23 protein-coding genes, 1 pseudogene and 1 riboswitch are annotated in these 25535 nt (G+C 32.7%); of the genes and pseudogenes, 12 read left to right on the top strand and 12 right to left on the bottom strand.

The window, feature by feature from the left end; translation table 11 throughout:
* Positions 1-14: 14 nt before the first annotated feature.
* The gene (glyS, locus tag HUE88_RS06945) at positions 15-2039 is read left to right on the top strand and encodes a glycine--tRNA ligase subunit beta (protein WP_194368005.1); all 2025 of its coding nucleotides are present in this window, start codon (positions 15-17) and stop codon (positions 2037-2039) included.
* A gap of 15 nt (positions 2040-2054) precedes the next feature.
* On the opposite strand, the gene HUE88_RS13995 is transcribed toward glyS, so the two are convergent.
* The 3 genes from HUE88_RS13995 to HUE88_RS06930 form a co-directional block, all read right to left on the bottom strand.
* Positions 2055-2405: a hypothetical protein gene (locus tag HUE88_RS13995; RefSeq protein WP_194368004.1), complete on the bottom strand. Its 351-nt coding sequence runs from the start codon at positions 2403-2405 to the stop codon at positions 2055-2057.
* Positions 2402-2980 (bottom strand): D-alanine--D-alanine ligase family protein, encoded by a 579-nt coding sequence (locus tag HUE88_RS13990; protein ID WP_194368003.1) that lies wholly within the window; start codon positions 2978-2980, stop codon positions 2402-2404. The genes HUE88_RS13995 and HUE88_RS13990 overlap by 4 nt, the downstream gene beginning before the upstream one ends.
* Positions 2981-3262: 282 nt before the next feature.
* The gene (locus tag HUE88_RS06930) at positions 3263-4786 is read right to left on the bottom strand and encodes a hypothetical protein (protein WP_194368002.1); all 1524 of its coding nucleotides are present in this window, start codon (positions 4784-4786) and stop codon (positions 3263-3265) included.
* A gap of 60 nt (positions 4787-4846) precedes the next feature.
* A riboswitch (cyclic di-GMP riboswitch) is annotated at positions 4847-4926 on the bottom strand.
* Positions 4927-5018: 92 nt separating this feature from the next.
* Here HUE88_RS06930 and HUE88_RS06925 point away from each other — a divergent pair.
* Genes HUE88_RS06925 through HUE88_RS13865 form a run of 3 tightly spaced genes read left to right on the top strand, consistent with a single transcriptional unit; the run spans position 5019 to position 9148 of the window.
* Complete coding sequence (locus tag HUE88_RS06925; RefSeq protein WP_194368001.1) at positions 5019-6911, top strand: TonB-dependent receptor plug domain-containing protein; 1893 nt, start codon at positions 5019-5021, stop codon at positions 6909-6911.
* A complete protein-coding gene (locus HUE88_RS06920; protein WP_194368000.1) occupies positions 6912-7331 on the top strand; it encodes a hypothetical protein in 420 nt (139 codons plus the stop codon).
* Positions 7331-9148, top strand: coding sequence for a sensor histidine kinase (locus tag HUE88_RS13865; RefSeq protein ID WP_229860024.1), 1818 nt, complete (start codon positions 7331-7333; stop codon positions 9146-9148). Before HUE88_RS06920 ends, HUE88_RS13865 begins: the two co-directional genes overlap by 1 nt.
* Here HUE88_RS13865 and HUE88_RS06910 read toward each other — a convergent pair.
* The gene (locus HUE88_RS06910; RefSeq protein WP_194367999.1) at positions 9117-9851 is read right to left on the bottom strand and encodes a hypothetical protein; all 735 of its coding nucleotides are present in this window, start codon (positions 9849-9851) and stop codon (positions 9117-9119) included. The genes HUE88_RS13865 and HUE88_RS06910 overlap by 32 nt on opposite strands.
* A gap of 59 nt (positions 9852-9910) precedes the next feature.
* Between HUE88_RS06910 and HUE88_RS06905 the strand changes: the two genes are divergently transcribed.
* Positions 9911-10693: an alpha/beta hydrolase gene (locus tag HUE88_RS06905; protein ID WP_194367998.1), complete on the top strand. Its 783-nt coding sequence runs from the start codon at positions 9911-9913 to the stop codon at positions 10691-10693.
* Positions 10693-11430 (top strand): ElyC/SanA/YdcF family protein, encoded by a 738-nt coding sequence (locus HUE88_RS06900; RefSeq protein WP_194367997.1) that lies wholly within the window; start codon positions 10693-10695, stop codon positions 11428-11430. The genes HUE88_RS06905 and HUE88_RS06900 overlap by 1 nt, the downstream gene beginning before the upstream one ends.
* A 5-nt stretch (positions 11431-11435) precedes the next feature.
* Here HUE88_RS06900 and truA read toward each other — a convergent pair whose 3' ends face one another.
* From truA to coaBC, 6 genes are read right to left on the bottom strand one after another with little or no spacing between them, the layout of a single operon-like run.
* Positions 11436-12146, bottom strand: a complete 711-nt coding sequence (gene truA, locus HUE88_RS06895; RefSeq protein WP_194367996.1) for a tRNA pseudouridine(38-40) synthase TruA — start codon at positions 12144-12146, stop codon at positions 11436-11438.
* 6 nt (positions 12147-12152) lie between these two features.
* On the bottom strand, positions 12153-13166 hold the full coding sequence (locus tag HUE88_RS06890; protein ID WP_194372441.1) for an LptF/LptG family permease: 1014 nt from the start codon (positions 13164-13166) through the stop codon (positions 12153-12155).
* On the bottom strand, positions 13166-13981 hold the full coding sequence (locus HUE88_RS06885) for a prepilin peptidase (protein WP_194372439.1): 816 nt from the start codon (positions 13979-13981) through the stop codon (positions 13166-13168). The genes HUE88_RS06890 and HUE88_RS06885 overlap by 1 nt, the downstream gene beginning before the upstream one ends.
* Positions 13981-14658, bottom strand: coding sequence for a di-trans,poly-cis-decaprenylcistransferase (locus HUE88_RS06880; protein ID WP_194372437.1), 678 nt, complete (start codon positions 14656-14658; stop codon positions 13981-13983). Before HUE88_RS06880 ends, HUE88_RS06885 begins: the two co-directional genes overlap by 1 nt.
* Complete coding sequence (locus HUE88_RS06875; protein ID WP_194372435.1) at positions 14655-15401, bottom strand: hypothetical protein; 747 nt, start codon at positions 15399-15401, stop codon at positions 14655-14657. Before HUE88_RS06875 ends, HUE88_RS06880 begins: the two co-directional genes overlap by 4 nt.
* Before the next feature lie 7 nt (positions 15402-15408).
* On the bottom strand, positions 15409-16683 hold the full coding sequence (coaBC, locus tag HUE88_RS06870; RefSeq protein ID WP_194372432.1) for a bifunctional phosphopantothenoylcysteine decarboxylase/phosphopantothenate--cysteine ligase CoaBC: 1275 nt from the start codon (positions 16681-16683) through the stop codon (positions 15409-15411).
* Between the two features lie 191 nt (positions 16684-16874).
* Here coaBC and HUE88_RS06865 point away from each other — a divergent pair, with 191 nt between their 5' ends.
* From HUE88_RS06865 to HUE88_RS06845, 5 genes and pseudogenes are all read left to right on the top strand, one after another.
* Positions 16875-18074 (top strand): cation:proton antiporter, encoded by a 1200-nt coding sequence (locus HUE88_RS06865; RefSeq protein ID WP_194372430.1) that lies wholly within the window; start codon positions 16875-16877, stop codon positions 18072-18074.
* 63 nt (positions 18075-18137) lie between these two features.
* Positions 18138-19396: pseudogene (locus tag HUE88_RS06860) on the top strand (catalase).
* 11 nt (positions 19397-19407) lie between these two features.
* Positions 19408-19926, top strand: coding sequence for an ankyrin repeat domain-containing protein (locus HUE88_RS06855; RefSeq protein ID WP_194372428.1), 519 nt, complete (start codon positions 19408-19410; stop codon positions 19924-19926).
* Entirely contained in the window at positions 19923-21314 is a 1392-nt protein-coding gene (locus HUE88_RS06850) for a phospholipase D-like domain-containing protein (RefSeq protein ID WP_430733199.1), read from the top strand. Before HUE88_RS06855 ends, HUE88_RS06850 begins: the two co-directional genes overlap by 4 nt.
* A 14-nt stretch (positions 21315-21328) precedes the next feature.
* The gene (locus HUE88_RS06845; RefSeq protein WP_194372427.1) at positions 21329-22060 is read left to right on the top strand and encodes an endonuclease/exonuclease/phosphatase family protein; all 732 of its coding nucleotides are present in this window, start codon (positions 21329-21331) and stop codon (positions 22058-22060) included.
* 24 nt (positions 22061-22084) lie between these two features.
* Here HUE88_RS06845 and dgt read toward each other — a convergent pair whose 3' ends face one another.
* Entirely contained in the window at positions 22085-23530 is a 1446-nt protein-coding gene (dgt, locus tag HUE88_RS06840) for a dGTPase (protein WP_194372426.1), read from the bottom strand.
* Between the two features lie 31 nt (positions 23531-23561).
* Entirely contained in the window at positions 23562-24278 is a 717-nt protein-coding gene (locus tag HUE88_RS06835) for an SdiA-regulated domain-containing protein (protein WP_194372425.1), read from the bottom strand.
* Between the two features lie 220 nt (positions 24279-24498).
* On the opposite strand from HUE88_RS06835, the gene HUE88_RS06830 reads away from it, so the two are divergent.
* Positions 24499-25533, top strand: coding sequence for a leucine-rich repeat domain-containing protein (locus HUE88_RS06830; RefSeq protein WP_194372424.1), 1035 nt, complete (start codon positions 24499-24501; stop codon positions 25531-25533).
* The last annotated feature ends 2 nt before the right edge of the window (positions 25534-25535 follow it).

Genomic DNA, 25535 nt, shown 5'->3' with positions numbered 1-25535 from the left:
AAAGAGTCTAAGATATGTTAAAACCATTATTAATAGAGATTGGTGTAGAAGAGCTTCCAGCGGTTCCGCTTTTAAAAGAGTTAAACAATATTGAGAAGAAATATGCTGATATACTAGAAAAAAATTCACTTTTATGTGAGTTTGAGTTTTACTATACGCCTCGTCGTTTGGTTATTTGGCACGCAGAGTTTAAAACTCGTCAAGATGACAGTGAAGAGGAGTTCTTCGGCGCACCAATAGCTGTAGCATACAAAGATGGTGAGCCAACTCCGGCAGCTATCGGCTTTGCAAAGAAATGTGGAGTTTCCATTGAAGAGATTGGCAAAGCACAGAAGGGCGGGAAAGAAGTTCTTTACTATAAAAAAGATCTTAAAGGAAAAGCTTCTGCAGAACTTCTAGGTGATGTTATACAAAGCTGGATAAAGTCACTTGATTTTGGCAAGTCAATGAGATGGGGAAGCAACAGCGAGAGCTTTATTAGACCAATCAGATGGGTAAATGTGCTTTTAGGCGATGAATTAGTTGACATGGAACTTTTTAATGTTAAGTCATCAAAGCAAACTTTTGTTCACCGTATAAGCAATTTTGACGTTGTTAATATCAGTGGAGCTAAAGAGTATTTTGAAGTTTTAAAAGATGGCGGTGTAACACTCTTCCCTGAACTTAGACGTGAAAATATTTTGGCAAATTTTTCTTCACTTGAAAAAGACAATGGTATAAAAATTGAAATAGACGAAGATTTACTTGATGAAGTAGTTGCTATTACAGAACATCCAACTGCACTTTTAGGCTCATTTGATGAGTCGTTTTTAAGACTTCCCGCTGAAGTAATTATTACCTCTATGAAAGAGCATCAGAGATACTTTCCAGTTTTTAAAGATGGTAAATTAATCAATAAATTTGTTGTTGTATCAAATGCGCTTACTGATGATTTTACCAAGGTTATTGAAGGGAATGAAACAGTTCTTAGACCACGTTTGGCTGATGGGCTTTTCTTTTATGACAATGATCTCAAAAATGGACTTAGCACCAACGGACTTGAAAAAGTTGTTTTTATGAAAGGTCTTGGGACAGTTGCTGACAAAATACAGCGCGAGAAAAAAATAGCAAATATTCTTTTTGATATATATAAGCCAGAAGGCTCAAGTAAAGAGACTCTAGAGCGCGCTGTAAGTTTAGCAAAGGCTGACTTGACAAGCGAGATGGTTTATGAGTTTACAGAGCTTCAAGGTCTTATGGGAAGCTACTATGCAAAAGCACTAGGCGAGAGCGATGAAGTAGCTACATGTATAAAAGAGCAGTATCTTCCAGATGGAGAAGATAGTGAACTTCCTTCGTCTAAGTTAAGCGCTATAGTTGCTATGAGTATTAAGCTAGATACTCTTCTTGCAATGTTTAGCATAAACCAAATCCCAACAGGCACTCGTGATCCTTTTGCTCTTCGTCGTGCCGTTAATGGTCTTATTAGAATAACTAAAGAGCATAATTTAGAGTTTGATATTGTTAAGACTTTAAAAGAGTTGTTAGTAGGCTATGCAGAGTTTGATATGTCAAAACTTGAGGCATTCTTTTTAGAGAGAGTTAAGCAGTACTTTAAAGTAAACCCCTCAATCATTGTAGCTGTTTTAGCTTCTGGAGAGAGAGAACTTTTAGCCATGGGTAAAAAGATAGAAGCTTTAGAGACTATGGTAAACAGTGAAGGTTTCAGTGAATCTTTTTCAACATTTAAAAGAGTCTCAAACATCACTAAAGATATTAATATGTCAATAGAGATGATAGTTGATCACAAGCTTTTTGAGCATGAAGCGGAAAAAGTTCTACATGTAAGATACATAGAAGTCTCTACATGTAGATATAACTCTTATGAGGAGGAGCTAGATGCTCTCTTTGGTCTTAAGCCTGAACTCGACAAGTTCTTTGAGGATGTTATGGTAAATGCCGAAGATGAAAGTGTAAGAAATAACAGAAAATCTTTACTAGCTTCTATCTATAAAAGCATCTTGAAGATTGCTGACATAAAAGAGGTGAGTGTAGCATAGAGGGGGAGGATTCAGCTAAACTCTGCTGATTCCCTTATCTACGATAATCTCTATTATCTTGTTATATGAATATCCATGTTCAATTTCGAATGCTTTAACCAGATAGCTAGATTCATCTTTTATATCTGGAAGTAGATTTGCTCCCATAAAAAAGCAGTGTCCATAACTGTTTGTTTTAATATCTATTTGTGCAAAGTCTCTTGCTCCAAGATCCATAAAAGCGTTAACAGCAATATTTTTAACCCTGCTTACAAGCTCGCAATCTTCAGTTTTTAGGAATTCTTCTTTCTTCTCTGCTCGTGTTTTTAATCCAAGAACTTTAATTCCATTCTGTGATTTAGTCGGTACAACTTCAATTGCACTCACCAGTAAATCACCTTTTTTGTTTTAATAAGAGCAACTGTAAACTCTTGGCTCTCAAGGTACTCTTCAACTAAAACAGGCTCATTATATGTAGTATATAATGATAAAACTTTACTCTCAAACTGCAAATAATTTGTAACATAAGATAAATCGTCAATACCGTTGCCATAGGCAGAACTATTTGGTTTTATAAACAGTGGGTATCTTATCGGTATTTTGTTGTCATTTATATATTCGCCGGGAGTCGCTGTAAAATAATTTGCTGTATTGTGACCTTGCTCTTTTAAGTAAGATTTTGTTAATGCCTTGTCGGAGTCATATTTTAATGCCTCTTTTGATGAGCCTGAAAAATTTATATTGTTTGTTTCAAAGTATTCAGAGAGGCAAATATTTTCTTCATTTTCAATAAAAATGTTTTTTTTAGACAAAATCACTAAGTCCGGCTTTCTTTGCACAACGTCTTGTAAGTTTGATTTATTTAAACATATACTCACTCTTGCTTCGTGACCCATTACTTGAATTGATTTAATAATAGCATCATATGTGCCTGTATCTGTTGATATAATTTCTATATTCATTGTTGCCGACTCTCTTTATGGTTAAAGATGACTATCGCTTTGGATGGTATCCAGCAATCAGCTCATCGCATCTATCAGATTTTCTCGATATTAGAGTAAACCACATTTAAAAAGGTTCTAGTGCGTCTTGGTTGGGGGGGGATTTAATTATAAAAAAATGAAAACTACATCTTAGAAAAAGAAAAAACTCGCCCGCTTACATCCAAAAAAGGAGTTTGCATAGGAATGAAATTGTACACTCTAACCGCTTAATATATAGTGTGATTGTAAAGCAAAATCCAGCTATTCAACTCTACCTAATAGTGTCTTCTTTGATGTTAATGCTTTTATAAGTGCATTTTTAATTGACAAATATGAATCTTGATTTTGATCTATAATTTTCTTATCTCTATTCTCTTGTCTTTTTAAAGAATCAATTTCTCTTTTTATATCTGTATACTCAGTTATTGTGCTTGAATCAGCAAACTTAGAAGAGAGAATAGATTGCTTTTCTTTTAGATGTAATAAATAACTTTTAAGTGAGATTATTTCATTTTTTAATACTTTTTTCTCATTTTCATCTTTTGATGAACTTAAAGTCTCTGTGTATAAATTAAATTTTTTCGTGTCAGAGTTAATATTTTGAGATAAATTTTCTATCTCTTTTTTTAATCTGCTGTTATATTCTACAGGGGAAATTCCACCAATATAAAACTTAGAGATATCATTATTTAAATTATCAATCGTTTCATGTATATTCTCTATGGATATTTTTGCTTTAATATAAATCCTTACTATAGACATTATTGACGTAATATTCCATCTCATCCCATTTTCCGCTTCTATGCGTGGAACAGTGTATTTGTTTCCATCAAGAACAACAACATCCAAAGAATAATATTTTAAAAAATCTATCATATACTTATTTGATGAACCAACTTCTTCTAGTATAATATCTGCTATATAACCAAATACTTCTTTGAAATGTATTCTAAACAGATAGCCTGCAAACCCTTTGAAAAACTCATTTTGATTATCATATGAGTCAGTTAACTGCTCCATTATAATTGTTTGAATCAATGAAAATGCATTTTTTTCGTAAATTATATTATCTATGTTCTTAGATAAAAAATATGTATCAACAAACTCTTCAGCAGCAAAATAAAAAAAATCTTCATTATCTTGTTGTGAAAAAATTTCATCATTAAATGATTTGAGTTTAGCCTCATCTATGCCATTATATCTTGCTGCAATAGTATTTTTTTGATTGTCAGCAACTTCTTCTACAAGAAATCCGTCTAATAGTTTTATAATTATTTGATTACTTCTAATAATTACAATATCACTCTCTTCAAGTTCAAAAGCTTCTCTTACAGCAAATTTAATCAACTCTTTTTTATTTATCTCTTCATTCTTAATGTTGTTTACAAAATATATTATTTTGTCTTTTACATCTTCTGGGATAGCAATTAAATCATCTTTGCCTTTGTAATCATATTCGATTAGCTCCTCGTTTTCCTCAATAATATCAATAATAGAATCTAAGTTTAAACTATTTTTTGGCTCTGTTTTGTACTCGAACACTTTTATACGTATTGTATTTTCTGAGAGCTTTACTAATGGGTATCCAATAGGCTCAAAGTACTCTTTAAATGCATGTTTAATCTCCAATTGATTTTCGCTGTTTGAAAAATAGTCGCTTGGATAGTTTTTATTTAGATATGAGAAAAAATTTTCATTCTCAAAATCACCCCACTTAAAATCAATAGAGGGTTTAGGTAAATTTGTTTTTAGATAGATTTTTAATTCTGAAGCTATATTCTTCATTTTATTCCAATAGTAACTTAATGTATGAAGTAAACAACTGCTAAATTAAATAGAAGAAGTATCTGCAATCCGACCATCTTTTAGTAAAAAGATTCGTAACTTTCCGTCCTTACTTCACAATAAGTTTGGCTTTTTTTTATTTAGTCATTGTACAATATAATGTTTTAATTTATTATAAAAATTATTTTGAAGATTCTTATGTTAAAATTATATAAAAAATACAAGGTGAAGAATGAAATTAATATTTTTATTATTATTAGCCATAGGATTACTACACACTGAAGAGCTGGACGACTTGTTAGGAACTTACACACACAATAGTGACCTTTCTCAACAGACAAAACTTGAAAGTGGTGGAGCAGTTACTATCTTCACAAGAAAAGATTTAGATATTATGCAGGCTCATAGTCTAAAAGATTTATTAAAATCACACCCCATTGTAAGATACAAAGAGAGTCGCGGCGGAATTTCTGATATGTTCAACAAGGGTTCTTCGGCATTTTTCTCAAGCAGTAGTATACGTTTATATATTGATAATCAAGAACTTGTATCATCAACATTTGGAAGCGGTATTACAGCTTCTAACAATATTAACCTAGATAGTATTGACCATGTTGAGATATATACACGCTCACCATCTTATGAATTCTCTACTGAGCCAACATATATACTAATTAAACTCTATTCAAAAACTCCTGAGCGTGACAGAGGCGGGAAGTTAAATCTAAACTATGGAAATCGTGGATTCAATCAACAATCTGCATATTATGCAGATGAGCTGAAGGACTACTCTTATGTTACATATGTATCTAGAAGTGATGACAAAAAAAAGGAGTATTCAAGTCATAATATTCCAATAAAGCGTGATTCTGAGAGTAATTCATTTTTTGGTTCAATATATACTAACTACAATAAACTCCAAGTTATGGCAGGAACATCAAATCTTGATACCTCTATAGCGAGAAGTCCCACAGCTACCTATGAGGTCTCAACAGGTCATTATGACTATTTAAATATAGGTTATGAGACAACATATTTTAAAAATATATTTATTTCTGTAAATAATCAATTCACGCATATCTCCGGAGAGAATAAAGAAGCTGCAGCTGCCGGTTTTGATGAGTCACCTTACTCTCCAGATCTTGATTTTGATAGAGAAGAGGGTGTTTTTACTGCAGAGATAAAGTATACAAATGAATCAGATTATAATCGCTTAATTGCCGGAGCAAAGTTTCGTAATAAAAGTTTTGAGATGGTAGAAGCTAAAGTTGATGGTGTTTTAAGTTCCAAGGATGATTATAGTAGACAATCTATTAGTACTATTTTCTTAGAAGAGAGATATAGCATCTCCGATAATAATATAATAAGCGCAGCTACCCAATATGCTATTGTAGATAATAACGGAGGGATTAAAAATGAAGATCTTTTTCAATTTCGTTTAAGTCACACATATATTTATGAAAAATTTGTTTTTAAATCTTTTGCATATAGAGTTGAGTCATTAGTTGAGCCTTATATATATGTAGATTTTCCATGGACTGAACGACCACTTGATAATCAAGTCTTAAATGCGATTAGTGAGGAGATAAAGTATATTGACGGAAAAAACGAAATAGAGTTTGTAGCTACCTACGGTGTTACCAAAAACTTATTTCAGCAACTCCCATTTGCAAAAAATAATCTTGCAGTTAACCCATCAGGAGCTTTTACAAACAGTAAAAATGATGTAAAAAACATATCTACATTTTTGGAATATACTTATAATTTTGACATAGACAATAAACTTGTCTCAAATGTTTCATATGCAGATATAAGAAATTTTAATAACAAATCTATTGCTGCTTTTGTCCGCTCACTAAATAGAGTTGGAAAGTTTGATATTTTTAATGAGTTGGTTTACAATAGAAACAATATAAATAATAAATCTTATTATGATTACAGTGCAGGTGTAAAATATCGTTATACGAATGACGTAATTCTTTCTTTAAAAGGTGAAAATATTTTTAATAGGGGTTATGAAGATAGTTATTATAGAGTTGATCCAAACACATTTTTAGCAGAAGAACCTATAAATATATCCCCCGTTGAACAACGGTTTTTTATCAGTATGGAGTATATGTTTTAAATGAAATTAATTCTGTTTGTACTTTTAGCACTTGAGCTATCTGCTTTTGATACTGCTACTGCCTCTAAGATATTTGATAAAATATTTCATGCTATGGTGCCAAAAGAGAATGTTATTGTTTATACAAGTAATTATGAGTATAAAGTAGTTATTGCTAATGCTCCAAATCTATCTTTAAGCAGCGAGATTGAGAGTGCTGATATTATTTTAGTTGATTCATTTGAAGAAGTTCCTAAAAACAGTGAAAATTTACTGCTTTTTACAACATCACATGTAGTATATACGTCCAATAAAAATGCAGTTGGAGCTTTTTATTGGTATAGAGGGCATATAAAAATTGAGTTTTCAAAAGCAAGGTTGCAAAATAAAAAAATATCACTTCCAAAAAGTTTTGATAAATACATAAAGGATGGTGAATAATGTTTAAATTCAAAACTATACAGACTAAGGTGATATCTCTTTCATTCGCCATTATTATCTCGTTTTTTGGTATTAATTTTTTGTTTCAGCTTCATAAAATAAAGGAGTATGCGTTTGAAGTTATTCAGAGCAGTAATAGCATTGTAAATGATTTACTTGTTGAGCATACAAGCGCATATGTTTACAATCAAGACAAAGTAAATATTCAGCTAAGCATTGATTCCATTAACAGTGATTATATAAATTCCGTATATATTCTTGACAAAGATGGAGTTATTTTAGCAAAAAACAAATCATCCAATATTGTTCATGAGGTACACCCCAGATTTGAGGCACTTTTGAAAGAAGAAGAGAAAAGTATTAAAAATACAGAGGAATACATAGTCTTAAACACCTTCTCTGTGTTGGATGTCCCTATCGGTTATATGATCGTTGAGGCTAATTTGGATGCTTATTATGATTACGTAAAAAGAGAGACAACAGAGTTTATTATTGAAGGGTTGTTACTCATCGGTATATTTTTTATAATCTCTTATTTTGTAGCAAAATCTATAGTTTTGCCGATAGAGGATATTGTTAGAAAATTGCAAGATACAAAAGATGATGATTTTTTGATATTTCCTACTCAAGATCAAAAAGAGTTTCAGTATCTTGGGGTAAATATTGCCAATAAGCACAATAAACTCCTTGAGTCAAAATCAAATTTAAATACAATTTTCAATATGACTACAGACGGAATTGCAGTTATTGATAAAAATACAAACTTTCTTTTTGTAAACAGAGCCTTGAGTGAGATTACCGGATACTCAAAAAACAGACTCCTTGAGATATCTTTTCTTGAGTTTATATCTGCGGATTTTAAAGACGAGATGGTAGATAATATTAAAGATGTGTTTTATAAAGGGTCACACCATAATTTTCAAAGCAGCTGTATTGTTAATCATGATAATATTGTCGATGCAATTATTAGCATGAGTCTGATGCCCGACAGAAAAACAATTATGCTTGTTTTAAAGGATGTGACTCAAGAGAACCAATATAAAAGAGAAAAGCTAGAGCAAGAGCGTAAGTTTATAGAGCAGACAAGAATGGCTCAAATGGGAGAGATGATAAGCATGATTGCCCATCAGTGGAGACAACCGCTCTCTTCAATCTCTGCAACGTCCATGAATATGATGATTAAAATTCAACTTGGAGAGTACAACCTAGAGACGAAAGAGGGGAGAGATGAGTGTGAAAACTCCTTTGTAGGGCAGCTTGAAAAAATTGAAATATATACACAAAACCTAACTACTACAATAAATGATTTTAGAAATTTTTATAAACCAAACAAGTTGCCTGTGCTCACATCACTCAAGAGTGTTGTAGAAAAATCTTTAAAAATAATCGAAGGTTCACTTCATAATGACAATATTAATATTATCTATGATTACAATTTTAATGAAAAAATAGAACTTTATGACAGTGAACTTATGCAAGTTGTTTTGAATATATTTAAAAATGCTCAGGACAATTTTAAAGAAAAGGGTATTGAGAAACCGCTGATTAAAATAACCACAAAAGAAAGAAGTTTAATTATTTGCGACAATGGCGGCGGAATACCGGAAGAAATCATGAAAAATATATTTGATCCGTATTTTTCAACAAAAGACGAAAAAAATGGAACAGGGCTTGGACTCTATATGTCCAAAACAATTGTAGAAGACCACCACAAAGGAAGCCTACATGTAGATAATCAAGAGGCTGTAGAGGGAGAGGGTATTGGCGCTTGTTTTACAATAAAGCTTAATTTGTCTTCACAATCGATGGAGGGTTAGTTTTAAAGGCTCTCTTGAATGAATTTGCCCTTATGTCTCTAAGTTTTCCAGTTGCAATTGCCGGTAAAAAATATGCAACCTCTTGACTCTCGGCAGCATCGTGGTTATTGTCATACATAAACGCAATATGTTTCCCAAGTTTTGCAGCTTGTGCAGAAAGATTTCTGGCATAGGCGATGATGTTTTTGTGATGTCTGTCATATTTGTTTCCTGAAGCAAAGAAAACAAACTTGCCGCTAAGACGAATATTGAGGTAGTCTTGATAGTTAAGCTCTTTATCGTAGCGAGTTAGCTGATTGCTTGTGTATCTGTCTAAATCACCATCAAACTCTTCTAATATAGGTGTTGGTTCTATATTTGGTTTGTTAAGACCGAAAAGATATTTGATCTCTATAAGTTTGCCTCTGTATCCATCTTTGATAGCCGAAGCGAAAAGAGTACAGTTTTTATCAAATGCAAGCTCATCAAATTGACCCTTAAACTCATATCCTTGCCCATCTAAGCTTGCATTGTCTTTATACCCTATAGGTGCTATTGTAGGATTGTATAAAAAGATAGTTCCAATAACAGTTTTACGTTTGTGTTTAAGCATCTGCTCTAATTGTTCTGAATCGATTGTCTCATCACTCTCTTGAATGTAAATGTACTGCTCTACAATATACTCTAAATCTATTTTTCTTGAAAATTTCCCAAATGCTTGCATATAATTGTCCTATAATAATTATTCGAATTATACTATAATTCCGCTCAATAAGGTTACGAATGATATATACTCTATTTTTACTTTTTACGTTTGGTGTTTTAGCTTTTGTATTTTACCATTGGCAGTACTTTATGGTGTTTTCACCAACTTACTACCGTGAAGAAGAGCTAGACGATGACTTTGAAATACTTAGTATTAAGACAGATGATGGGGTTGAGCTTGAGGGTGTTGTCTATGAGCCAAAAAGTTTGTACAGAAAACTCCCCAGTATAAATTCGACACTTCTTTTTTTTGCAGGACGCTCTCACGACAGCGTAGGTCTTATTAAAAGACTCTCATTGTTGTTCCCACATGTAAGAATAATCACCTTCAACTACCGCTCTTACGGAAAAAGCGGTGGAGTTGTTAATGAAAAAAATCTCTTAGATGATTCTCTCAAAGTAGCTCAAATAGTTAAAAAAAATTATGGTGATTTTTATGTTTTAGGCTTCTCTATAGGCTCATTGGTTGCTGCTTATGTAGCGAGTAAAATGAGTGTTGCAGGTCTGTTTATGGTTGGACCGTTTGACTCTATTGCCTTACTTGTTAAAGAGAAGTACGGTTTTAATATGCCATGGATTTTGAGATATAAATTTGATAAAACTAAATTAGTCTCAAAAATAGATGCTAAGACTTATGTTTTTGCGAGCAAAGATGATGAAATAACATATATAAAAAATACAAGAAATTTAAAACAATATGTAAAAAACTTGGTACTCTACAAAGAGTATGAAGGGTTGTCACATAAAGAGCTTCTTTGGCATGAGGAAGTCTCAAAACATATAAATGAGGTGTTGGAATAATGGAATTTGGATTTTTTTTAAAGAAGTTTATAACTTTTTTTGTTGAGCCTTTTGGCATGATACTTATAGCTTTTGCTATTGGCTTTTATTTTTTGTTTAATGCAAAGTATAGAGTTGCAAAAGTTTTTCTAGGCTTTGCGCTTGGGCTTTTACTCCTTTTTTCATACCATCCGTTTTCAAACTTTTTAGTGAAAAATTTGGAAAACCAATATCCAAAATATTGGTATAAAGAAAAAATAAAATATATACATGTATTGGGAAGCGGACATAACACAGATGAATCTCAGCCATTATCATCACAAGTTGCAAGTAAACGAGTGCTTGAGGGTGTTATAATCCATCTGCAAACACCAAATTCTAAACTTATATTTACAGGTTATGAGGGGGATACAAATGTTTCCAATGCCCAGATGAATGCCTCTTTGGCTCTTGCGCTGGGTGTTAAGTCTGAAAATATTATAGTAAATCCAAAACCAAAAGATACAAAGGAGGAGGCTATTTTTACGAAAAGTTTGATTGGAGATGAAGCTTTTGTCCTTGTAACATCGGCAAGCCATATGCCTAGATCTGTAAAGCTTTTTAAATCACTTGGCTTAAACCCAATTGCTGCACCTACTGACTTTCATAAAAGAGATGTTAACCTGTATTTTACACCACCCGACATTGACAACCTGTATGACTCAAAAATTGCCATGCATGAATATTTCGGAATTTTATGGAGTATGTTGAAAAAGTAAATATATTAGTATTTAATTTTGGCTAAATAAAGACCATTGCATTTAGCAGGTTTAAGCTTGTGATTCTCTACGCATTGTAGCTTTTGAATAATCTTATCTGCATCTAGTGTAAGGAGTGCTCCAACAATAAGCCTTATCTGACTTCTTAAAAAGCCGTTTCCTTCGAAATGTAGGACTATATACCCTTTATGCTTATAAGCAAACGCTCTGTAAATAGTCCTACATGTAGAGTTTACATCACTTCCTGTTTTCATAAAATATTTAAAGTCAAATTCACCTCTAAAGAGCTTTATATTTTTCTCAACACTATTGAAATCTATAGAATCAACAAATGTAACATAGTTACCCTCAAAAGGATTGCTATCGCCTTGTTTTATCAGGTATCTATAAACTCTTTTTTTAGCACTATATCTGGCATGAAACTCACTCTCAACCTCTTTTATATGTTTGATAACAATTGAGTTTGGAAGCATCTCATTTAGAACTTTTTTAAGTTTTACAAGGTCATTCCAAAACTCCGGTAAATCAACATGGCAAACCTGACCTGTGGCATGGACACCTCTGTCTGTTCTTCCGCTGGCTATAATCTTTGAATCTACATGTAGTTTGTGAAGTACATGTTCCAGATTTCCAAGTATGGTGTTTGGAGAGCTTTTTTGTGTCTGTGAACCTAGAAAATTTGTGCCGTCATAGGCTATTGTTAAAGCACATCTCATAAAACACTAAAACTTTGCAACAATCGTTTTTCTGTAGATGAAATATGTTGCAGCTAGCCAAGCGGTAATAAACAATGGAATAGTATAGTATGAAAATTTACCCTGCAACCCAAAAGCAAGAACATCATAAACTAAAATTCCCAAAAATAAGTATAGATATATTTTCCCTTTTTGATGTCTTACATGTACAATTCCTATGCTTGCAACCAAAAACAGGCTTATCAAAGGAAAGAGACTAAGTAAAATATTTATTATAAATATTTTTTTGTAACCAGCACCACTTTGAAGCCAGTACTCAACAGGTTTTTTATAATCTAGAACATTCGTTTTCATTGTATCGTTAATAAACATTGTTTGAAAGTCTATTTGTGTAAACTTATCTTTCGAATAGCTGTAACCCTCCCCATCGCTCAGTTTTAATCGCAAAATTCCAGAGTCATTAATAATTTCTGCTTTTTTTGCCCCTATTAAAACCTCTTCATTTTGTTTTTTATTAAATAAAATAACATCAGAGTAGCTTTCATCCCCGTTATCGCTTCCAATATAGAGTAGCCATTCACCAAATTTATGACCAAATTCCGAAGCTGAGAGATTGAATTTTGCTTCACTTGTCTTATATGAAATAAAGTTTTTTGATAGAACTTTGGCATGTGGAAAAAGTACGAAAAAATTAAATAAAAGAATAATACATAGCATAGCTGCAGGTTTTAGCAATGTTTTTAGTATAAACTTAGGCTCTATGCCGAGTGCAAACAGCACAACAATCTCATTGTCATTTGAGAGTTTAAACAGGGTTAAGGTAGCGGCTATAAAAAAAGAGATAGGAAGCGAATAAAACAGCAGTTCAGGGATTATGAAAAAAAAGAGTTTTGTCATCTCCCATATTGACAGCTGTATAACAGCTGTATATGTAGCCAACTTTATAAGAAAAACTACAGAAGCTATGGCAAAAAGAGGGATAAAAATAGATAAAAATATAACAGATAAAGAGTCTCTTATATATTTTTTTAGTTCATGCATTAGTAAAGAGCCTCAATATATGTTAATACAGAGCTGTCAAATATGTAAACTAAAAATGTCGATAAAACCAAAAAAGGGACAAAAGGGACTGTTTGACCTTGCCCATATCTGTTTACAAGAAATATCATAATAGGAAGTGCTAAGATGGCTGAAAGAAATATAGCTGCAAGTGTTAGTTTTATTCCAAGAAGTGCACCCATTGTTGCTCCAACCATTATGTCACCTTCTCCCATAGCTTCTATAAATGGGTATGTGTGATAGTTTTTTGTCCAAGGTGTTATAGTTTTTTTTGCATATCTATGTGCAGATGATGTTAGGTGGTAAGATAGAGCAAACCTCAAAAGAGTAAATCCACCGGCAAAAAGAAGAGCATTCTGAAAGTTTGTGAAAACTCCGTGTAAGCTCCATGCACCGATTATTGCAAAAAACATAGCCAAAAGATTTAGCGAATCTGGAACCATCTTATACTTTAAATCAATCATAGAGAGAGATAAAAGCATAAAGAAACTGAGTGCTATAAAAACAACAGGAGTGCTAAAACCAAACTTGTTTACAAGCAATAAAAATATCAATCCAGATATCAGTTCTACAATAGGATACTGAACCGATATCTTAGCAGAGCAAAAAGAGCATTTTCCTCTTAAGAACAACCAAGAAAATATTGGTATATTGTGCCAAGGTTTCAAGTTGTTTCCACATGTTGTGCAGTGGGAGCCACCAAAAATTATGCTCTCATCCTTGGGAATTCGTAATATGATTACATTTAAAAACGAACCAAATAGCACACCGAATATAAAAGAAATAGTTAGTTCCATTATTTTAAGCCTCCAAAGCGTCTCTCAATTTTTGTAAAATCTTTAATTATTTTTTGTAAATCATCTATTGTAAAATCAGGCCAAAGAATATCTGTGAAAAATAGCTCAGCATATGCCGCTTGCCAAAGTAGAAAGTTAGATAATCTATGGTCTCCGCCTGTGCGAATAAGTAAATCTACATCGTGCTTACAGTCAAGTGCATTGAAGAGCATTGCTTCTGTAATATCATCTTCACAGTTTTTAATTTTATTAACGGCTCTTAATATCTCATCTTGAGCCCCATAGTTAAGCGCAAGTGATTGAACCAAGCCGTCACAATGTGAAGTTTTTTCTTGAACGTCTTTTATTGTTTTTTGCAGAGATTTTGAAAAAGCTCTGGTGTCACCAATAGGCTCAAACCGCACATTGTTCTTTAGATAAGCAGAAAGCTCATTTTTTAGATATGTTTCTAACAGCTTCATTAAAAACTCAACCTCTAGCCTGGGTCTTTTCCAATTTTCTGTTGAAAAAGCATAAAGCGTTAATCTCTCAATATCTTTATTTTCAGAACAAAATGCTGTAATCTCTTTAACAACATTTGCTCCAGCTTCATGACCTTTAACTCTTTTTTTACCTTTTAGCTCTGCCCATCTGCCATTGCCATCCATAACAATTGCAATATGTCTTGCTTTATTCATATGCAAAGGTCCAAAAGAGAGTTAAGATTAGCAATATAAAGAGGCTCTATAATATTTACAACAGAGATGTCTACATCATAAGAGAGGTTTTTCATATCATTTTCCAAAAATTGTTTAGTTTTATCAAAAGCAACATTTAGCTCAATGCTAACTCCGCCATTTTCAAGTGAAATAATACCTGAAATAGGTCCCAAAAGTTCAAGTGCCGCATAAAAGTTTATTTGACTCTTCTTAGTTTTCTTATTGTACCTTTTTTTAAATTGTAAAACAGAAAAATAGCCATGATAATTGAGTGGAATTGTCACAGTCTGATTGTGCAAAGAGAGTAAAAGGGCAGATGTGCTTGAAAATTCCTCTTTAGTCGATGCAACGCTTAAATGTTCAAGTAAGTTTTGCTTAAGAGTATTTTCCGGTTTCGCAGATGAGAGAACAGTTCTTAAATCTTTCAGCGAATATTCCAAATTTGTGTGTTGCATATTTTTAAGTAATGCAGGATGTTTTAAGAGTTGAGATAGTTGTGGTGTTGAATCTTTCGATTGTGTGAGTTGAGACCAATATTTTGCACCTTCGCTGAGTGGCTTGTCACTCTGTGCTGTAAGTGTTTTGTTGTCAAGCAAAACACTATATTTACCATCTCCTAAAGATTTTAAAATATCAACAGAGACTAGCTTTATAAGAGCTTTTGCCTCATTTGGATTTGTGCTGATCAACTTAACCAAAGAGTCTATTTGTGATATATTCATTTGGTAATTATTTGTGCATACTTTTTGCGTGTTCTAAAATATTAAACGCAACACTAAGTTTATCAGAGAGAGGGATTGACTCTATCTTGTCTGGAAGAATAAAATCAACCTTGTTAGTGTCAGTCCCAAAGCTAGATGAGTCTTTTAAGATATTTAGACAAACTGCATCAACGCTTTTATTGTCAATCATATTTGAAGCATTTTTAATTGCGTTGTTTGAGTCCATTTCAGCCTTAAAAGCAATAGTGGTTATATCTGTTTTATCAATAGAATTTAATATATCAATATTTTGTTTAAGTTTGAGTTCCCACTCATCACCTAAGGTCTCTTTTTTCAGTTTTCCCTCCTGAGCGTAAGCAGGTACATAGTCACTGACAGCCGCCGCCATAAAAAGGTATGGTTTTTTCTGTATAAGACGAATTTTATCATCACTCATAAGTGAGGCCTTTGATAATTTCCCTTTTTTTGCAATGCGTATAGAGTCACTTAAATACTCAAGCATTTCATCTGAACTTTGAACATCAATAGTATGGAGATCTTTTGGCAGATTGTCTTCAAATTTAGTTGAGATTAAATTGACATCTGCCCCTTTGCAGTAGAGTGCCGTAGCTAGAGATGAAGCCATTTTACCACTTGAGTAGTTAGAGATGTACCGTACATCATCAATCTTTTCTACAGTTCCGCCACCTGTAACTATAACTCTTCTATCGCTCCAAAAATCATCTTTAAGCATAGCTCTTGCGCAGTGCCAAAATATATTTATAGGTTCAGCCATAGCTCCATTTCCAACTGCTTTACATGCAAGCTCTTTAGTCTGGGTATCTACAAGCTCATAAGAGGCTATAGCCAACATTTTAAGGTTAGCTTTTGTAATTGGATTTTCAAGCATATTTGTGTTCGCAGAGGGTGCTATAATCTTTACATGTGGGTATGCCAAAGCAGTCTGTAAAAGCATATTGTCGGCTATAGCATTTGCCAGTTTCGCAATTGTATTGGCAGAGCAGGGCGCTATTACAAATAAATCTGCCCACTCCCCAGCCTTAATATGGTTATGGTCATTCACCCAAGATTCATTTGTGTCATCAAGCACTTGGTTTGAGGTGAGAGTTTCAAAAGTGAGGGGAGTTATAAATTTTTTGGCAGCTTCACTCATTACAACTTTTACATCCGCGCCGGCCTTAACAAAAAGTCTAACAAGTTCAGGTGATTTATAGACTGCAATTGAGCCCGTAACTCCTAGGAGTATCTTTTTACCTTTTAATAAATCTGTTGGAATAAGCATGGTTTACCTCGGTTTTTTTAAATAATTGTAGTTTGTATAATAATGTTTCTTATATGTTTATTTGAGTTATATTTTAGCAGGAAAACCTTTAAGATGTTTAACTTAAAACTATATAATCATCTATCATTGTATTTTGTTATTTTTTTTAAATTATTTTAGTTAAGTATTAAAAAAATAGTATAATGATTTTTATGGAAGCACATGACTTTTTTTTAACACTTTTTTTAATATTAATAGTTGCAAGAGTATTGGGCGAAATCTTTGCTAGATTTGGAGTACCGTCAGTTCTTGGTGAACTGTTTGCAGGAGTACTTTTAGGCTCATCAATTTTAGGTATAGTAGAGCCTAATGAAATATTGAAGATATTAGCAGAGATTGGAATTATTTTACTTCTTTTTGAAGTGGGGATAGAGACCGACTTCACGAGATTGAAAAATGCAGGAACCAAATCTCTTGTTGTTGCTATACTCGGTGTTATACTGCCCTTTAGCTTTGGTTTGTTAATAGCTTATTATATTTTTGGATTGTCATTTGACATATCATTGTTTATCGGTGGGACACTTACAGCCACAAGCATAGGTATAACCCTTAGAGTTTTAAAAGATATACATATGGAAAAGACTAATATAGCGCAAATTGTTATTGGTGCGGCTGTTATTGATGACATTATAGGGATTATTCTTTTAGTCTTTATATATGACTTCTCAATTTCTCATGAGACAAATTTTAACCATACACTCTCAGTTGCAGGGATGGTTATGATGTTTTTAGTATTGGCCCCGATTTTGGCTAAGTCACTCTCTTATATGATACATAAGTTTAATGGAAATGATTTAGTTCCAGGGTATATTCCAACGATTATTGTTTCGCTTATTTTATTTTTTGCATATCTTTCACATTTAGTTGGCGCTCCCGCTATTTTAGGCTCTTTTGCAGCAGGTATTGCACTCTCAAGAAGGTTCTTTCTCCCATTTGGTGCATTTTTGAGCACAAATGAAATACTTCTTGATGAAGTAAAAAAGAGTATGACACCAATTATTCAAATATTTACACCTATATTTTTTGTTATGGTCGGTCTCTCTATGGACCTAACTGTTATAGATTTCTCATCTTCTTCTTTTTGGATTATGGGATTATCTTTTGTTTCAATAGCTTTTGTGACTAAATTTATAGGTGCATTTTTCATTGTTCAAAGTTGCGTAAGAAATAATGTAATAATTGGAATCTCTATGATACCAAGAGGAGAAGTTGGTCTTATATTTGCAGAAATGGGGAGAGTAAACGGAATATTACCAAATGATATTTATGCAATGCTTATTTTTGTAATAATTATTACAACTGTTCTGCCTCCATTTTTATTAAAAAAATATTTTAAAGGTGAGTGCGCTTAGTATAATTTTTTATTAAGATTTTTTGTTATAGACTGTGTAAAACATTACATGTAAGGAATAGCTATGAAAAAGAGAATGACTACAACAGGTGGAAATCCAATTGGTGACAATCAAAATTCGTTAAGTGCCGGAGCGCGTGGTCCGTTACTTATGCAGGACTATCAGTTAATTGAAAAACTTGCTCATCAAAACAGAGAGCGAATTCCTGAACGTGTCGTACATGCAAAAGGCTCTGGTGCTTTTGGAACACTCAAAATAACTCATGACATAAGTGCATATACTAAAGCAAGTGTTTTACAGATAGGTGAAGTTACGCCTATGTTAATTCGCTTTTCTACAGTTGCTGGAGAGAAGGGTGCTGCAGATGCCGAGAGGGATGTTAGAGGGTTTGCCATGAAGTTTTACACAAAAGAGGGGAATTGGGATTTGGTTGGAAACAACACTCCTGTTTTTTTCGTAATGGTTACGGCTCTCACACATACAGCCTTATTAACGATAAAAATGAAAGAGCATATGTGAAGTTTCACTTTAAAACTGCTCAAGGAATTGAGACTATGTCAAATGCCGAGGCCGAAGCAGTTATAGGAAAAGACAGAGAGAGTTCTCAAAGAGATCTTTATGAGTCTATACAAAGCGGAAATTTTCCTAAGTGGAAATTTCAAATACAAATTATGACAGATGATCAGAGTAAAAACACGACGTTTAATCCATTTGATTTGACAAAAGTGTGGCCACATGCTGAGTATCCTATGATTGATGTTGGTGAGTTTGAGCTAAACAGAAATCCGCAGAACTATTTTGCCGAGATAGAACAATCTGCCTTTAGCCCATCAAATGTAGTCCCGGGCATAAGTTGGTCACCTGATAAAATGCTTCAGGCAAGAGTTCTCTCTTACGCTGATGCGCATAGATACAGAATTGGTACACACTATGAGATGCTTCCGGTAAACAAACCTTCTAGTGAAGTAAATACATATCACGCTGATGGCCCAATGAGGCTTGATGAGCCAAAAGGGAGTGATGCTTATTATGAACCAAATAGTTTTGACGGTCCTGTTGAAGATAAACAATATGTTGAGCCACCTTTTGACATAGATGGCGATTGCTTCAGATATGACCATCGTGAAGACAGTGATGATTATTTCTCTCAGCCAAGAGCACTTTTTAATCTAATGAATGGTTATCAAAAACAACAACTATTTAGTAATATTGCAGAAGCTATGAGCGGTGTGCCAAAAAATATAATTGACAGACAATTGGCACTTTTTAAAAAAGTTGACCCAGCCTATTCTGCAGGTGTCTCAAAAGCACTTGGCATATAAAAGGGTCAACAATGAAGATATCAGTTACGGAAGACGAAAATAGCAGGTATTTGGAACTTCAGCTTATGGCGCTTCATTTTGCACGAGTTGGTGAAACTAACACATTGAAAAATATGATAGAAGCCGGCCTAAATACTGATTTATCTGATGAAAAGGGGAATCCTCTTCTTATGCTCGCTTCATATAATGGTAATGTTGAATGTACAAAAATGTTACTAAACCATGGAGCACAGGTAGATAAAAGAAATGATAGAGGACAAACTCCACTTGGTGGAGTAGCTTTTAAAGGCAACCTTGAACTTGTTATGTTGCTTGTAGAACATGGAGCTGAAGTTAATGCAGACAATGGTGGAGGAAAAACTCCACTAATGTTTTCAGCGATGTTTGGACACAAAAATATTGTTGAATATTTAATAGATAAAGGTGCAGATATACAATCACAAACTTTCTTTGGTATGTCAGCTTTGCAAATGGCAAAGATTACTGGTGGAATAAGAGTTTTATTTGGAAAATCAAATAATATAGCATGATGAATATTGATATATCAAATAATTTAATCTATTATATTTTATCAGTATTCGGGGAATTGTTAATTGTTTTGGTATTTGCGCATATGATTTATAAAAAGCGAACGCCGGCTAGTATGACAGCATGGCTTCTGACTATGATATTGGTTCCATATGTAGGTGTTCTCCTGTATTTGATTTTTGGTTTAAGAAAACGAGAAAACAGATATAAGAAAAAACCAATAATACTTCAAAAACATACAAAAAATTTTTATAAGCAAAATCCCGTCCATGATGTACTAAGAAGTTATGGTATTGCAGATGCTAGTGAAAATGAGAAGTTTGAACTTTTTACGGATTCTGTAAAAGCATATGAAAAGTTTATGAGTTGTATTGAGGATGCTAAAACATCTATATATTTAAGTACATATATTTTTGAATATGATGATGTTACAAAAGAGATTGTAAAGGCACTAGTTAACAAAGCAAAAAATGGGGTAAAAGTTAAAATACTTATAGATTCACTCGGTTCTATAGGGTTGTACTTCTCTCAGTTTAAATTGAAAGAACTTAGGGAGTCAGGTGTTAAAGTTGAATTTTTTATGCCAATCTTTCAGATGCCCTTTAGAAACTACATAAACTTAAGAAATCATAGAAAGATTTATATATTTGATGATAAGAGGGTTTTAAGCGGCGGTATGAATATCTCAAGTGAATATTTCGGACCAAATATAGATGGAACAAGATGGGATGATATATTTTTTTTCAGCGAAGGTACATCTGCGGAACTGTTTTTTGAAATATTCGCTTCTGATTGGTTTTATGCTTCAGAGGAGAAGATAAGTTTTGCAAAAAATGGTGTTGCTAACAGCGGTGACACATTTTTACAAGTTGTACCATCTGGACCGGATATGAGTAAAGATATCCTTTATGAAGCGCTCCTGTGTGCAATTTACAGTGCAAGGAAGCGTATCTGGATTGTTACACCATATTTTATACCTGACAGCTCTATAATTCAAGCATTGATTATTGCTAAGCATAAAGGGATAGATGTTAAACTAATTACGCCAAAAGACTCACAAAATATAATTGTTAATCTAACTAGAAGTTCATACATGAGAGAACTTGAAGAGGTCGGGGTAGAGGTTGCACTCTATAATGGTGCGCTTTTACATGCAAAAGCAATACTTTTTGATGATACAAGTGCTATGCTTGGAAGTGTTAATTTTGACAATAGAAGTCTTTTTTTAAATTATGAAGTTGCTACATTTGTTTACTCTGTAAAAGTTATAGAAGATATTGAGTTTTGGATGAACAAGCTAGTTTCAAATTCATCAGCAGGTACGAAAGATGTATCTTTACCTAGAAGAGTTTTGGAAAACTTTATGAGAATTATAGCGCCTCAGCTATAGTAAAAAGAAAAATTATGCTTAAGCCTACAAAAACTATAAAATCTTTAAAACATCAAGATAAAAACTTAGGCAATAGTTTTACGGTTTTATGTTGGAATGTTGCTAAACTAACACTTAAAAGCGAATATCTTGACTACATAAACTCAATTGTACAATACAATAAAGTAGATGTTTTATTACTTCAAGAGGTGAAAAAACAGATAACAAAAGATTTGGAAATGTCAGAGTTCTCTTATGTCTTATCTCCAAATATTCAGACTAAAAAACACGTTTTTGGGGTTTTGAGTGCATTTAAAATATCTTGCGAGAATGATGTGTCACTTCTTACTCAAAAACGTGAACTTACATATGCAACACATAAAGTAACTCTAATAACTAAGCATAAAATATCTCACGACAAAGAGATATTGATAGTTAACCTGCATGCTATCAACTTTGTAAACAACAGTGATTTTTATAATGAGTTAGAGAGTATAAAATTAATGATTAAATCTCATACAGGAGCTATGATAGTTGCTGGTGACTTTAATACTTGGAATGTAAAAAGAGTCCAATACTTAAGAGAGTTTACACATTCATTGTCGCTAAAAGAAGTTACTTTTAGCGACAAAGTAAACCTAAAAAAAGTTTTTACAAATTGCTTAGACTATATATTTTACAGAGACTTGGAATTAACATACTCAAAAGTGATAGACAGCAAAAAAATCTCAGACCACAATCCAATAGTTGCTACATTTGAGTTTTGATTTTTACATGTATGATTTAGTGTGCTATTTAATAGCCAGCAAAACATGATATTCATGTAAAGCAAAATCATCTGTCATACCGCTGATGTAGTCAATAATGAGTCGCACTCTGTAGTACCACTCAAGAATTTTAAATGACTCTGTATCCTCTTTATCTAGTTTTTTAACATCATTTGAGTACGCTACAACATGCTTTGATGCTATTCTTTTTATAAGTCTCATTGCAATAAAACACTCTATCTCCTCATCACGCATTAACTTCTCAAAATCTTCTGAGCTCAGCCCTAAAAGAGGTTTATAAATATTTAGCAGTCCATTTATAATTGCGTAGCCTTGAAGTTCCAGTTTTTGGACATGTGCATTTTTGTAAATATGTTTTTCAGATATATTTTGTAAAATCTCAATAGCTTTGTAGTACTTACTATGTTTATCATACTCAAGCAATGCACTGTTAAACTTGCCGTTAAAAATGGCTTCGTGGTTGTCAATATAAATATCTACGACATGAAACACCAACGAAGTAACAAGTTTTGCTCTTACGAGAGTAAAAAACATGTTAAATTGGAAAGGTTCATCATCGCTTTTTGCCTTTTGGTATCTATCTTCTATAACCTCTAGCAGATAGTTTTCTCCCTCTTTTTCACACTCTGCTTTTATAAGGTTATAAACCTCGTCTAAACTAAGTATCCCTTTTTCAACAGAGTCTTCTAAATCTGCTGTAAGGTATGAGATGTCATCAGCTGCTTCCATAATGTAAGTTATTGGGAATCTATGTCCATGTTCTACGCCCAGCTTTTTTTGAATCGTCTTTATTAAATCTTTTTCACTGTAGTAAAAACCAGGTTTTTTCATAAGATAGTCAAAAGGTTCACCCTTTTTTGGTTTATCTTCAAATGCTCCTCTGGTATATTTTAGTACCGCTAAAGTTTGGGTGTAAGAGAGGTTTAGTTTTTGCAGTTTTGTGATTACTCTTATGGCTTGTGCGTTTCCGTCATAGTTGCAAATATCTTTGGCAATCATCTCTTTGAGTTTTTTACTCTCATCAGAACTTGCAGAAAAACTCTCAAGTATTGGCAGAGCATTCTCTTTTATCCATTTGTTGATAGTCTTTTCAGCAAAATGTCCAAACGGCGGATTGCCGATGTCATGAAGTAAACTTGTCATCTCGGCAGTAGAAACAAATGCATCTTTAAGAGTCTCTAAGCCATAGGTTTTTAGTTTTTCTTCTGTTAGCTTTGAGAAAATAGTTTTGGCTATGAATCGGGCAGTTTGCGCTACCTCTAGAGAGTGTGTAAGTCTTGTTCGTATAGATGCGTTTAGTTCTAGGGCAAAAACTTGTGTACGTTTTTGGAGCCTTCTAAATGCAGGTGCAGATAGTATTCGACCTCTGTCACTCTCTATGGAAATATCAAGATTATCTATGGGGTAAAACTCTCTGTCTACTGTTAATTTTTTTCTATAATCAATCATTTACTACCTTTGTTAATTTTATAATATTACTTTACAAAAATGGTTTATCCATCTTTATTATTTTCCCACCATCATCAGCAATATACATTTTACCATCATCGTCAAAACATAATCCTTCCTGACTAGCTTTAGGTAGTTTATAGGTTTTGATTGTTTTCTCGTTTTTTGGATTATATGCTATCAAAAGGTTATCGTGGTCACTAATCATATATAAAATATTTTGATAGTAACTAAGTGCTGCTATATCTACATAGCCATGATTAAAAATTTTTGTTATTTTCGCTTTTTTGTTTTCAAGTGTGTCTATTGTGAAAACGATTGAAGAGTCCTCTTTTGGGTAGATATTGTATGACTGGTTAGAAAGATATATAACACCATCAATAATCTCAATCGCTTCTAATCCATGTTTTTTATCTTTTTTAAGAACTTTTATGCCATTGAATTTTCTTTTTATAGGAACTTCTTTTAAAATTTTGAAACTTTTTACATCAACAACTAAAACAGAATCATCGCCCTCAACACAGAGATATAGAAGTTCTTTTTCATTGTCACATGCAATCCCTTCTAAATCAAAATTTCCAAGATAATGTTCTCTTTTTATTTTTCCTTTTTTGGAGAGTTCATATATATTACCCTCATCATTCACAACAAAAAGAGTTTTTGATGGAGCGTAAAAACAGATGCCTGATGCCTCTGGTATTTTAGCAATAACTTTTTCTTTGGCAATGATTTGAGTAAAAACACCCAACGATAGGATTAGTATTATTATATTTTTAATTTTTTATCCGTTTTAGTGTATATTAGAGTATCTTCAGTAGTGTCATTTTAGCATAATGATATAATTATTTAATCTCTTGTTTATTATAATGGGGTCACTACACCGCTGAGGCGTAGCTGTCAATAAAATCAGTAATCAACAAATTTTTACTTGATATTATGCCTATAATAATTAGATTAAAAGGTACAAAATGTTAAAAAAACTTTTTTCAATGTTTGGTAAGTCAGAAAAACCAAGTGAATTGGTACAATGGATAAATGAATTTAATAGAGGTGCGGTTATTTATGAAGATAAAGATTTAAACTCTTTAGAGGTTCTTCATATAGGCGGAAATTTTGATAGTTTGACATTTATACCAGAAGAAATAGATACGTTAACAAACTTGAAAGAGCTAAGTTTTGATAAAAACAATATAACGAAAATACCAAAAACAATAGCAAATTTAAAAAATTTACAAACTCTTATATTTAAAGATATGCCAATTGAAAATATACCATTAGAGATATTTGACCTTGAAAATTTAATTTATTTAACTTTTGGCAGGACAGATATGCTTGAGTTACCCAAGGAGATAGGTAGATTAAAAAATTTAAAATATTTAGGTTTATACACTTCAAAATTCAAAACTTTACCAGATGAAATATCTACATGTAGCGCATTAAAAGTTTTAAGTATTTTCAGTAGTGATATTGAGTCTCTTCCAGAGAGTATTGGTAAACTAGAGAACTTAGAGACACTAGATATGAGTTATTCTGATATGAAAGAGTTGCCGGAGTCATTTACTAAGCTAGATAAGTTAGTCAAATTAGATTTAGATAGTGCAAAAGATTTTTATAAACTTCCAAACAATATAGGAGATATGAAAAACTTAGAAGCTGTATATTTAGATAGAACTTTAGTTGATAATATTCCAGATAGCATAGGAGAGTTAATTAATCTTAAACTATTGAATTTAGAAGCAACCAAGATAACTTCACTTCCAAGAAGCATAGTAAATTTAAAAAAACTAGAGATATTGATACTCTTAAAAACAATGGTGACAGAGCTGCCACAAGAGATGCAAGCAATAGAAAATTTAAAAATAGCCACAAAAAGAGTAGAAACTAAATTAAGCAATATAATAACTGATAATGTAATACCACTTAGAATTAAAGTAGAAGAGGGGCTTACAAAAGTGGAAACTATTTATGATTTTAAATCTTTAAATGGGGAGATGTTACTGTAAAG

The organism is Candidatus Sulfurimonas baltica (assembly GCF_015265455.1).
GTDB lineage: Bacteria > Campylobacterota > Campylobacteria > Campylobacterales > Sulfurimonadaceae > Sulfurimonas > Sulfurimonas baltica.
This window is presented reverse-complemented; position numbering and strand designations above follow the sequence as displayed.

Bases quoted from the DNA above. Each gene is read 5' to 3' on its own strand.
- HUE88_RS06905 (WP_194367998.1), top strand. From the start codon at position 9,911: ATGATATATACTCTATTTTTACTTTTTACGTTTGGTGTTTTAGCTTTT.
- HUE88_RS06850 (WP_430733199.1), top strand. From the start codon at position 19,923: ATGATGAATATTGATATATCAAATAATTTAATCTATTATATTTTATCA.
- HUE88_RS06830 (WP_194372424.1), top strand. From the start codon at position 24,499: ATGTTAAAAAAACTTTTTTCAATGTTTGGTAAGTCAGAAAAACCAAGT.
- HUE88_RS06900 (WP_194367997.1), top strand. From the start codon at position 10,693: ATGGAATTTGGATTTTTTTTAAAGAAGTTTATAACTTTTTTTGTTGAG.
- HUE88_RS06925 (WP_194368001.1), top strand. From the start codon at position 5,019: ATGAAATTAATATTTTTATTATTATTAGCCATAGGATTACTACACACT.
- HUE88_RS13865 (WP_229860024.1), top strand. From the start codon at position 7,331: ATGTTTAAATTCAAAACTATACAGACTAAGGTGATATCTCTTTCATTC.
- HUE88_RS13990 (WP_194368003.1), bottom strand. From the start codon at position 2,980: ATGAATATAGAAATTATATCAACAGATACAGGCACATATGATGCTATT.
- HUE88_RS06845 (WP_194372427.1), top strand. From the start codon at position 21,329: ATGCTTAAGCCTACAAAAACTATAAAATCTTTAAAACATCAAGATAAA.
- truA (WP_194367996.1), bottom strand. From the start codon at position 12,146: ATGAGATGTGCTTTAACAATAGCCTATGACGGCACAAATTTTCTAGGT.
- HUE88_RS06855 (WP_194372428.1), top strand. From the start codon at position 19,408: ATGAAGATATCAGTTACGGAAGACGAAAATAGCAGGTATTTGGAACTT.
- glyS (WP_194368005.1), top strand. From the start codon at position 15: ATGTTAAAACCATTATTAATAGAGATTGGTGTAGAAGAGCTTCCAGCG.
- HUE88_RS06910 (WP_194367999.1), bottom strand. From the start codon at position 9,851: ATGCAAGCATTTGGGAAATTTTCAAGAAAAATAGATTTAGAGTATATT.
- dgt (WP_194372426.1), bottom strand. From the start codon at position 23,530: ATGATTGATTATAGAAAAAAATTAACAGTAGACAGAGAGTTTTACCCC.
- HUE88_RS06920 (WP_194368000.1), top strand. From the start codon at position 6,912: ATGAAATTAATTCTGTTTGTACTTTTAGCACTTGAGCTATCTGCTTTT.
- coaBC (WP_194372432.1), bottom strand. From the start codon at position 16,683: ATGCTTATTCCAACAGATTTATTAAAAGGTAAAAAGATACTCCTAGGA.
- HUE88_RS06930 (WP_194368002.1), bottom strand. From the start codon at position 4,786: ATGAAGAATATAGCTTCAGAATTAAAAATCTATCTAAAAACAAATTTA.
- HUE88_RS06880 (WP_194372437.1), bottom strand. From the start codon at position 14,658: ATGAATAAAGCAAGACATATTGCAATTGTTATGGATGGCAATGGCAGA.
- HUE88_RS06890 (WP_194372441.1), bottom strand. From the start codon at position 13,166: ATGCATGAACTAAAAAAATATATAAGAGACTCTTTATCTGTTATATTT.
- HUE88_RS06865 (WP_194372430.1), top strand. From the start codon at position 16,875: ATGGAAGCACATGACTTTTTTTTAACACTTTTTTTAATATTAATAGTT.
- HUE88_RS06875 (WP_194372435.1), bottom strand. From the start codon at position 15,401: ATGAATATATCACAAATAGACTCTTTGGTTAAGTTGATCAGCACAAAT.
- HUE88_RS06885 (WP_194372439.1), bottom strand. From the start codon at position 13,981: ATGGAACTAACTATTTCTTTTATATTCGGTGTGCTATTTGGTTCGTTT.